Below are 9,900 nucleotides of genomic sequence, written 5' to 3' on the forward strand. Positions count from 1 at the left end.
AATTAATAACAGCTGCGGCGCTGATCCGCAGAAGGTAAAGTTCCGATCGCGCTTCAGGCTGCCGGGCGGGTCACCGCGAGCACCTGCCAATTGGCCTGGGAGGCAAGCTGTGCATAGATCGCCGGTAGCGCACCGGCTGCACGCAGCCGCTGAAAGCCATCCGCGTCCAGCGCATCAAGCTTCGCCACATCGATCGTTTGATATTCGAGCAGCAGCGTAGCTCCCTCGCCTTCGGCACCCTCACGGGTCGCCTGACGCGCCGCAAGCAGATCGAGCTCGCGCAGCAGCCCGACGAGAACCGACGTGCGCGCACGCGCCGCTTCATAGTTCTCGCAAAACTGGATTGCCTGACGGGTAAGCGCGGTCGGCTCGTCGCCGTCGAACAGCGGCATGGCCCCCGTATCACCTGCCTTCACCACACGATCCGAAGCATGGTCGAGGCAGAGGATCAGGGCTTCACTGCCCTCATCCCGTGCAAACACGAACGGATAGCGACGCAGATAAGCAGGAACGTACACGCCCGGACGATAGCCCCCCGCGCTCACGAACTGGTTTTTATCTGCTTCAAGACCCATGACGGCAAACGGCTGGAGGGCCTCACCAACAAATACAATGGGAAAGTCGAGGCTGGCGCGTTCAAACTCATCGACAGTCACTTCGATGATCGGCGCCTTTTCTGCGAACGTGAACGTACCCTCGCCCGTGCGAACCGAAACTTCCCGATGTGTAACGCTGTGCACGGCCTGGGGAGCATCGTAAAGTGGCATAGCGCCATTCACCTGCGCGCCCTGCTCTTCAGTCTGCAGCTTCTTCGTCTTGGTAGCACTTTTCATCGGAACCCCGGCTCTTGATCCTTTTTCCAGCTCAAAGCCTGCGATCGCGTGCTGGCGGCCCATGATCGCAACTGGACGGCGGCAGTCCCCTGATCGCGTCGGAGCCATGGAGGCGCTGCGAGACCCGTAAACCCTGCTCCCCCCATTTTAGGCGCCCCGCTGACCTTATGGTTAAATCGGCGAAAACTTTTTGAAAGTTCTCGTTTTTATGCCTTTGAAGGGATTAGCATTTGCACTCCGTAGACCTCGTGCATGCCTGCGGCAGCGGAATAGAAAGTGGGCCGCACGCGAGCAACCGTGAACTGCTGGCTTCATCGAGCGGGGACATCCGCGAGGTCAGCGTGACGCCGGAAGGCGTGCTCCGCGCGCACTCCGCTGCCACGGCATAGCGCGATTCCAATTGAGGAAGCCTGGCATTGCACCTGGCGGCAATCAAGACCGCCTCAATCGATCTTCGCTTAGTAAATCTGGATGGAGCACTTTACTGGAGCACTGAGCTGCTCTGCACGTTTCCGGCATGCTGTAAGCACATCCGCATTGTCCTTCGTGAGCTGAGCGGCGTCGGCCAACGCCCGCGCCTGCTGCGGGTTGGCAACCTGAATTAGTCGAACACCCGCGTCCCAGGGCGTGCGCCTGAGCATTGCTGCAGCCCGCCCCTCTGGCCAATGCCAGCTCTCGGGCGCGAGTTGGGCGATAACCGGTGGCACAACAGTGCCAAACGCGAAGCCTATCACTAGTGCCAAAGCGGCTGCCCCCGCGATCCACAGCTGCTGGGTCTCCGCGGAACGGGCCGACGCGACCATCCCCTTCAGCTCCTGTACCATGTTGGCAAGGGCGTGGCTGGCGCCCGTCCACGCCCGATGATCATCCGCACGCTCCTGCGTGCCAGCAGCTTCAATCTGCTTCGCTATATCCTGCGGCGTTAGCGTCATTGCCGGGCGCTTGGCGAGGATGTTGATCGCGCCGCACACCTTGTCGTAGCCGTCGCGGATCTTCTCCAGATCCGGCCCGTAGTCGCGCGCGTGCAGTTCCTGTTGCCGGGCCACGAAGCCATCAACCGCAGCAGTCAGCCCGGCCAGCTTGCGCGACATGTCGTTGAACGCCTGGACGGTCTGGTCTGCTTCAGCGGTAGGCTCGTGGATACCCATGGCTACATTCCAATCCCAAGGCCCCGATCGCGATCGATCGAGAAGGTGAGCTGCCGGATGACCGAGCGGGTGCGGGCGTCATCGCCGAGCGTGCGGGCGACACCGCCATCGCGGCTGCCCGGTGCCCATTCAGGCGACCACTGCCGCCCGAACAGCTGACTCCCCCTGCGGCTGAGGGCGGCGCCGAGCACTGGATCTTTCTCCAGCCCCTTCGCCATCGAACGCATGGCATTCTCGACACCTGCGCGCTTCTCTTCATTCTCCCACCCGCTCAGCTTGCCCCGTCGCGCCTGAAGCTGCTGCCAGGCCTGCACGAACCGGTCTGCCCGCATCTCCGGATTGGTACGCACCTCGGCCTCCAGCTGCATCTGGCGAATGGCATTGGCGGTGCGGCCATTGGCGGCTTCGCTGATCAGCCCCGGCGTTCGCTGGAATGCCGCCTCGAGATCATGGGCGCCGTGGGGATGCAGCGCGTTGACCGCCTCGGCGGTGCGCGTGAGCGCGGCCTTCTGAACTTCGAGCGGCGCACGGCCCTGGCCGGTCATGCGATCCGCATCCTGCACGGCACGCGCATAGCCTTCGACCGCCCGCTCCAGCTTCTGGGTTGCGGATGTCTCGGCCGCAGCCGCCGGCACCGAGAGTTTGAGCCCATCGAAGCGCAGCTTGATTGGTGTCCGTTCGGGCTCGGGAATGGACAGCCGCAACCCGGCGAACATGCCGCGGCGCCGTGCTGGTGCAGGCGCGCTGTGCTCGGGTTCGGCGAGTGGCTCCTTGGCAAGCGTGTCGAGGATGCGCGACCGTTTGACACCGCGCCGGGCGGCGAAGCGCTCGGCGGCGGTCTCATAGTCGAGCGCATTGTCCTTCGGCCGGTCGCGCGACAGCGTGCGTGCCAGTTTGCGCTGGTCAGCGAAATCGTCACGGCCATAATGGAGCTGCACCGCATCGCGGTGCCGCGACAGGGCGACATAGGCAGCTTGCCGGTCGAGCCCTGGCGTCGCCAGCACATGGACGCGGTCAACGGTGACACCCTGCGCTTTGTGAATGGTTGCAGCATAGCCATGGGCGACGTCGCCATAGTTCTTGTGGTCGAAAGCGACTTGGCGGCCATCGTCGAGCCGCACCGCCATGCGGGCGTGATCGACCTGTTCGATGGTGCCGAGACTACCATTCTTCACACCCAGGCTGCGTTCGTTGCGCAGGAACATGACCCTGTCGCCAGCCCCGAACAAGCGTTCTCCGCGGGTGGTTTCGACAGCAATATCAGCATCTAAGGACCCACTGCGTTTCATCGCATCCCGGGCCAGCGCATTCAGTTCATCGCATTCTTGGTTCATGTGCGTGAGAATCACGCGTGACGCACCCGGATCGGCGACCCGCTCTTGGTCCCAGCGCGCGATCAGCGCCGTTCGAGCCTCGACTCGCGTGTCCGAGTCGACGACCATGCCGGCACCGGCATAGGCCTCCAGCGCCTCTGTGGTGCGCCCGGTCGCGAGCTGACGCGTCGCCAGCCGCTGCCAGTCTTCGCGCTGCCGGCGAATGTCGGTGATCTCGATGGCGCCGTGCCGCTCTGCGACCGAGCGGAACGCGGCGCCGGCCTCGATTGCCTGGAGCTGCTCGGGATCGCCGACCAGCACCACCTTGGCGCCGCGCTTCTCGGCTTCGGCGATCACCCGCTCCATCTGGCGCGTACCGATCATGCCAGCTTCGTCGATCACCAGGATCGACCTGTCGGTCAGCAGTTCGCGCCCTTGCTCCCATTGATGCTCGATGCTGGCAATGGTGCGCGACGCGATGCCTGAGCCGCTTTCCAGATTCTCCGCGGCGATGCCCGAAAGCGCCAAACCCTGCACCTGATAGCCAGCGCGCTCCCACGCTTCGCGGGCGACGCCAAGCATCGCCGATTTGCCGGTGCCGGCATAGCCGACGACAACGCCCAGGTCCTTGCCACTGGTGACATGATCGAAGGCGCTGCGCTGCTCGCTCGACAACACCAGTCCGCGCATCTCTGCGCGCGCCAAGGCGAGCTTGCGATGCTGCTCGTCCATGCCATGGTTACGGCTGGCGTCGAGCTTTACGGTTGCCCGCTCCAACCGGGCTTCGGTTTCGATCATGTCGCGGCTGGTGAAGCGGTCTTCGCCGCGTCTGTCCTTGCCCAGCTTCACCAGTTCGGGCACCGCGCGCACCGCCGCCATCACCTGATCGAACTGCTCCTTCCCTTCGCTATGGCGATGCACGAACATCGCCAGATCGCGCGTGGTGAAGGTCGCTTGGGTGCGGGTGATCGCATCGAGCGCTAGCGCCGGACTGGCGAGCAGCTTCTCACCATTAGCGTGCGCGATCCCGTGATGCTCTTCCAGCCGCTCGGAGGTGAGCGCCTGTCTGACCATCCGCGCCGCTGCCGGACCGATCTTGTGCTGCGGTTCGAGATCGATACCCTGCGCTTCCAACGAGCGGTGATCGACCCGTGCATCGATATCCAGTTCCGCCAGTCGCTGACGTGCTCCCCTTTTCTCCTCCACTCATAAGTAGAGTCCGGGGCTGCCAGGATGCCCTGGCGGGTGGGTTTGCACAACGCGCTTGGCGGCATCGGCAGGCGTCAGCCCGCCTATGCCGCTATGCGGCCGCACATGATTGTAGTCGTTTCGCCAGTTGCTCAGCACCGAGCGGGCATGGCTCAGCGAGGCGAACAGCGTCTCGTTCAGGCACTCGTCGCGCAAGCGACCGTTGAAGCTCTCGATGTAGCCATTCTGCTGCGGCTTGCCCGGCGCGATGTAATGCCACTCGATTTGCCGGTCCTGCGCCCAGCGCAGGATCGCCAGGCTGGTCAGTTCGGTCCCGTTGTCGCTGACGATCATCAGGGGCCTGCCGCGCACCGCGATGATCGCGTCGAGCTCGCGAGCGACACGAGCGCCCGACAGCGAGGTATCCACCACCAGTGCCAGGTTCTCCCGCGTGAAGTCGTCGACGACGGCAAGGATGCGGATGCGCCGGCTGCACACCAGCGTATCGCTCACAAAGTTCAGGCTCCACCGCTGGTTCGGCCCCTGCGGGTGCGCCATCGGCGCCCGCGTGCCCATCGCCCGTTTGCGGCCGCGGCGACGACGGACCCGCAGATTCTCCTCGCGATACAGCCGCAGCAATTTCTTGTGGTTCATGACGATCCCTTCTCGGGCCAGCATGATCCCAAGCCGCCGATAGCAGAACCGACGGCGCTCAAGCGCGATCTCGCGAAGCCGCGACCGCAGGTCGCCATCATCACCACGCCGATGCGCATAGCGCATCGACGACCGATCCACGCTCAGAATGGCGCATGCCCGACGCTCGCTGATGCCGAAGATCTGCCGCACGTCCTCGACAGCCCTTCGGCGAGCGGCAGGCTTCACCAGTTTTTTGCGGCAACTTCCTTCAGCACCGCATTGTCGAGCATCGCATCGGCCAGCAGCCGTTTCAGCCGCGCGTTCTCGTCCTCGAGCACCTTCAGCTTGCGCGCCTGCGACACGTCCATGCCGCCATACGTCGCCTTCCACTTGTAGAACGTCGCGCTGCTTACACCGTGCTTCGGACACACGTCTGCCGTCGACGACCCGGCCTCCTGCTCGCGCAGAATCCCGATGATCTGCTCTTCTGAAAACCTGCTGCGCTTCATCTTCGTCCTCCTTGATCGAGGACTCTACCTCAAACTGGAGGAGTTTCAGGGGAGCACGTCATCGCGCATTGACGTGGCCGGCCCAGCTCTCGCGCCATTTCTCCAGAAGGTCGGTGCGGTTCCAGTCGCGGTTCTTCTTGCCGAAACCCTCGGCATCCACCTCGCGCAATGCCAGCATGACATGGGCATGCGGCTTCGCTTCGCCATCAGCACCGACATCCCAATGCACATTGAGATCAGCGACCATCCCGCGGTTCACAAACTCTTCCTGGACGAACTCGCGCGCGAGCCGAATGCCTTCGGCCTGGTTCAGCTCGCGCGGGATCGCGAATTCGATCTCGCGGGCAAGCTGCGCGTCCTTGCGCAGCTCCACCGCTTCGACGGCATTCCACAGTTTCTCCCGATCGGCGAGATACTCGCGCGCGCCGTCCGGCAGCAGCACTCCGGAATGCACCACGCCCGCTTTGTTCGAGAAGTCGTGATCCCGATCGAGCCGCTGGTCGTGGAGCCGCGAGGCGGAGCGATAGGCGGCAGCGGCCAGCGCCGACGATCCGCTGGCGCGGCTGATGATCTTGGCCGAGAAATGGTAGATCGCCATAGCGACACTCACTTACACCAAAACAAGCGACGTCGGCTCGACGTATAAGCGCGCCCTCAAAAGATTTCATCTTTTTCGCGACGTGATCATCCCAAGATGTTTCACGACATTTGCGCTGATCGACGCAGTTCCTAAATCACGAAACATCACCCATCAACTCTGGAGGTTTCGATGCGCAAACCACGTGACTTCGATTCGGAGCTGAAGGCGCTCGACAACAAGGCGCGACAGCTCAAACAAGCCAAGCTCCAGCAGCTCGGCGAACTGGTGGTCGCGACCGGTGCCGATGCGCTGGCAGTCGAGCAACTGGCGGGCGCGCTGCTCGCCGCTGTTAGCGCGTCCGACATGATCGCACGGGAGGACTGGCGCCAGCGTGGCGCTGACTTCTTTCAGCGGCAGGGCAAAGCTCGCGGTGGCGCTCGTCCGCGTGCGGCATCAGCTGCGGCAGCTGACGGCGGCACGGCACCGGCTGGAAGCCCAGCGGGCGCGGAATGACACCCGGGAATGGGTGGTGAAGCGCCGCGAACGAACGCGCCAGCTGATCGAGCTGGGCGGGTTGGTCGCAAAAGCCGGACTTGTCGAACTTACCGACGATGATCGCGCCGTATTGTTCGGCGTGATGATCGACGCTGCCGCCACGCTCAAAGGCGCACAACGCGATCACGCGCTTACGTTATGGCGAAGACGTGGACGTCGCGCGTTCGAGCAGCTGCAGAATGAGTAATGTCGCCGCGCCTTCCAGCATATTTTAGCAGACGGCGTACGCACGCTCCTATAATCCTGTTGTCGGCAGCATGCCGCAAAACAAGGAGCAGGGACGCAGAATGTCTGAGCAGAGCAATACCGATCCCGTTGAACTCGCAAGCGACCTCACCATTGCCTGGTTGTCAAACCCGAACAATCGCGCGACGATGGACGATGTCTCCACCTTTCTGCGAAAGATGCATGCAGATGTGATTGAGCTTTCAGGTGGCGTCGCGAGCGCGAAAGTTGCGAGCGAAGAACCTGCGTCGGAAGAATTCACGCCGGCCGTCTCGGTCCGCAAATCGCTGGCCTCGAAAGACCACATCATTTCACTGATCGACGGCAAGCCGTACCGGACGCTGCGCCGGCATCTGAGCACGCACGGTCTGACGCCCGAGGAATATCGTGCGCGCTACAATCTGAAGGCCGACTATCCGATGGTGGCGCCGACCTATTCGGAACAGCGCCGCGCGATGGCGCACAAGATCGGCCTGGGTGCCAAGGGCCGCGCAGCACGCAATGCGCCTGCTGAAACGCCAGCCCCGAAGCCCGCGCGCAAGCCACGCGCGAAGGCGGCACCGACTGCCTAAATTCAATCGCGCGCCGAGGCTCGATGCCTCGGCGCGCGACGATCATGCGGCGGCAGCTTGCTCCAGCGCCGCGATGCGCTCTTCGCAGATCACCTGCACCGCCTGTCCCAGCACCTCGACGCGTTCGCCCAGCCACGTCAGTTCCTCGGTGCTGATGCGGTAATGCTTCGAATAGCGCGCCTTCACATAGGCTTCCTTCAGCTTCTCGAACCGCGAGCGATCGACGCGCTGATCGCGCGGCCAAGCGTCGATCAGCCTCGGGTCGATGCGCTCTGCCTGGGTACGCAGGAAGGCCAAATTATGCACGTGGGGCGTGTAGAAGGTGCAGACTAGCAGCACGCAGTGATACAAGCGCTCGGCGGTCTGATGAAGGTCGAATGCCGCGTCCTTGTTGAGGCCTTCTGCCATGGCATACCGCGCTAGCTTGAAGCGTGACATCGCAGCCGGCAGCCATTCTTCAAAATACTCTCGGGCCATCGCCACTGCCTGCGGCGGCGTCTTGGGCTTCGGCTTGTGCAGTTCGCTCGGATCGCTCTCGTAGAGCGCGATGCCGTCGCGGGCGACGTCCATGAAGAAGTACCGCCCGTGCGCCAGCCCATCGTTCACCTCCTGCAGGGTGTGCACGATGAAATTGACGGGGGTGCGTAGCGTCTTGGTGATCGCCAGTTCGCGGTTGAGCCGATCCTCGGCCGTCGCCCAGAACTCGACGCGGTCGGTTAGCTTGTCGCTGTTGACGATGACCAGCAGGTCGAAGTCCGACTGATAGCCCTTTGCGGTGTGGGGCTCATCGACCCAGCCGCCGCGCGCGTAGCTGCCGTAGAGGATGACCTTGAGGATGCGCGCCTGCTTCTTCCAGTCCGACGTGGCAATGGCGATCGCGTCGCCGAATTCCTGGAACAGGATCTGGACGACACGCTCCAGCTCGCGCTGCTTGGCTGGGGGCAGATGGTCGAGGCTGGTCCTCATGGATCGATCCTAACGCGCTGATGCCGCGGCGTACACCTGGCCCAGCTTCGCCGGACGAGGTGTGGCCTCGGTCATGGCTGTTCGCCCCGCTCCGCTCGACCCAGCGCGATCAGCACGCGGGCGACGGTTTGCTCGACTTCTTCCACGGTGCAGTCATGCCGCTGGGCCGTTTCGATGTAATCGCAATCATCGAACCGCACCGATCCGAAAATTGCTCGATCTCGCTCCGGCAGCGCACGAAAGGCGCGGCGCATCCGCCGCAGTCGAAGCCAGCGCATCATTGCCCCGCCTCCTCGTCCGAGACGAACCCGAGCAGGTAATCGGCCGCCTTGCTGGCGGCGCTTGCCGCGCGGAAGATCGCCTTCTCATCCTCGCGCAGCACCGCCAACCAGCTGCTGACGTAATCCGCATGCCGAACGGTAGGCCGGATCGTCAGCGACGCGCAGGTGAACGCGCTCGCCATCTCGGCAACCAGCTCCTCGCGGGCGTAGGCAGCGCTGCCGAATGCGCCGGATTGTTCGCGGTGGAGGCGGGAGCCATGTCCGGTCCAGTGCCCCAGCTCGTGCAGCACGGTGCGATACCAGTTGATGCGGTCGTAGAAAGCGAGCTGCGGCGGCACCGCGACATAGTCGCCCTTCGGGCTGTAATAGGCTTCGCCACCCCCGATCCGGATATCTGCCCCGCACGCTTCCATCAGCACGTGCGCGGCGGGAATGCGGTCGGCTTCTGCCATGGGCTCGCCCTGCGCCACCACCGTCAGACGCTCCGGCAGCCCCTCGCACTGGTCGACATTGAACACGGTGAAGCGCTTGAGGAACGCCAGCTGCCGCGCCTCGCGATCCTCATCGCGCGCCCGCTCGACCTCGTCCTTCGGGGTGAAGCGATCCGCATAGCAGATCGTCGTCCCCCGCTCGCCGCGTCGCACGCTACCGCCCGCTGCCCGCGCCTGCCGAAAGGTCAGCCAGCGCTGCGAGGCATAGCGCCCCTCGATCACCGCCGCCCAGAGAATCAGCACATTGATTCCCGAATAGCGCCGCCCGGTCACGGCATTGGCCGGCATCGCACACCCACACGCCGCCGCATCCCAAGGCTGCACCCAGGGCAGCCGCCCCTGCTCCAGCTCGGCAATTACCCGGCCCGTCACCTCGGCATAGAGGCTCGCCCGGTTTTCATTCCTGACACCCATGATCCTGCTCCTTTTCAAAACACCGCAACCGGCGCCGGAAGGGCGGGGGGAGCGGCAGGAGCGAACCGGCAGTCCTGCCGTCAGAGGCAGGCCGCACCCGCAGGGCCGTAACGGAGTGGAGGAGCCGGGCACCGCCCGGCTTGCGGCATGCCGCGGCAGGACTAGAGGCGAGCGACGCTCCCCCCGCCC

9 protein-coding genes and 2 pseudogenes are annotated in these 9,900 nt (G+C 63.9%); 3 read left to right on the top strand and 8 right to left on the bottom strand.

From position 1 onward, the window contains the following. Positions 1 to 53: 53 nt before the first annotated feature. The 5 genes and pseudogenes from RT655_RS17770 to mobQ form a co-directional block, all read right to left on the bottom strand. Positions 54 to 896, bottom strand: coding sequence for a SapC family protein (locus RT655_RS17770; RefSeq protein ID WP_313539408.1), 843 nt, complete (start codon positions 894 to 896; stop codon positions 54 to 56). 395 nt (positions 897 to 1,291) lie between these two features. After that, a complete protein-coding gene (locus RT655_RS17775; RefSeq protein ID WP_313539411.1) occupies positions 1,292 to 1,981 on the bottom strand; it encodes a DUF6118 family protein in 690 nt (229 codons plus the stop codon). Positions 1,982 to 1,983: 2 nt separating this feature from the next. After that, a pseudogene (gene traA, locus RT655_RS17780) lies at positions 1,984 to 4,476 on the bottom strand (Ti-type conjugative transfer relaxase TraA); the annotation flags it as partial. A 24-nt stretch (positions 4,477 to 4,500) separates the two neighbouring features. Next, a protein-coding gene (locus RT655_RS17785; protein ID WP_409530295.1) for an IS3 family transposase occupies positions 4,501 to 5,627 on the bottom strand; the annotation gives its coding sequence in 2 pieces (ribosomal slippage) (positions 4,501 to 5,375 and positions 5,375 to 5,627; 1,128 coding nt in all). 61 nt (positions 5,628 to 5,688) lie between these two features. Next, a pseudogene (gene mobQ, locus RT655_RS17790) lies at positions 5,689 to 6,225 on the bottom strand (MobQ family relaxase); the annotation flags it as partial. A 171-nt stretch (positions 6,226 to 6,396) separates the two neighbouring features. Here mobQ and RT655_RS17795 point away from each other — a divergent pair. The 3 genes from RT655_RS17795 to RT655_RS17805 all read left to right on the top strand — a co-directional run bounded on the left by RT655_RS17795 (position 6,397) and on the right by RT655_RS17805 (position 7,559). Then, positions 6,397 to 6,720 carry a conjugal transfer protein TraD gene (locus RT655_RS17795; RefSeq protein WP_313539419.1) on the top strand — a complete coding sequence of 108 codons (324 nt, stop codon included), beginning with the start codon at positions 6,397 to 6,399 and terminating at the stop codon, positions 6,718 to 6,720. A gap of 16 nt (positions 6,721 to 6,736) precedes the next feature. Then, positions 6,737 to 6,949 carry a conjugal transfer protein TraD gene (locus RT655_RS17800; protein WP_313539422.1) on the top strand — a complete coding sequence of 71 codons (213 nt, stop codon included), beginning with the start codon at positions 6,737 to 6,739 and terminating at the stop codon, positions 6,947 to 6,949. 100 nt (positions 6,950 to 7,049) lie between these two features. Beyond that, positions 7,050 to 7,559, top strand: a complete 510-nt coding sequence (locus tag RT655_RS17805) for a MucR family transcriptional regulator (protein ID WP_313539425.1) — start codon at positions 7,050 to 7,052, stop codon at positions 7,557 to 7,559. A gap of 42 nt (positions 7,560 to 7,601) precedes the next feature. On the opposite strand, the gene RT655_RS17810 is transcribed toward RT655_RS17805, so the two are convergent. The 3 genes from RT655_RS17810 to RT655_RS17820 form a co-directional block, all read right to left on the bottom strand. Continuing rightward, positions 7,602 to 8,525: a HEPN domain-containing protein gene (locus RT655_RS17810; protein ID WP_313539427.1), complete on the bottom strand. Its 924-nt coding sequence runs from the start codon at positions 8,523 to 8,525 to the stop codon at positions 7,602 to 7,604. 71 nt (positions 8,526 to 8,596) lie between these two features. Next, complete coding sequence (locus RT655_RS17815; protein WP_313539429.1) at positions 8,597 to 8,806, bottom strand: sigma factor-like helix-turn-helix DNA-binding protein; 210 nt, start codon at positions 8,804 to 8,806, stop codon at positions 8,597 to 8,599. Next, positions 8,803 to 9,711 carry a zincin-like metallopeptidase domain-containing protein gene (locus RT655_RS17820; RefSeq protein ID WP_313539431.1) on the bottom strand — a complete coding sequence of 303 codons (909 nt, stop codon included), beginning with the start codon at positions 9,709 to 9,711 and terminating at the stop codon, positions 8,803 to 8,805. The genes RT655_RS17815 and RT655_RS17820 overlap by 4 nt, the downstream gene beginning before the upstream one ends. Positions 9,712 to 9,900 lie beyond the last annotated feature (189 nt).

This window comes from Sphingomonas sp. (genome assembly GCF_032114135.1).
Lineage (GTDB): Bacteria > Pseudomonadota > Alphaproteobacteria > Sphingomonadales > Sphingomonadaceae > Sphingomonas.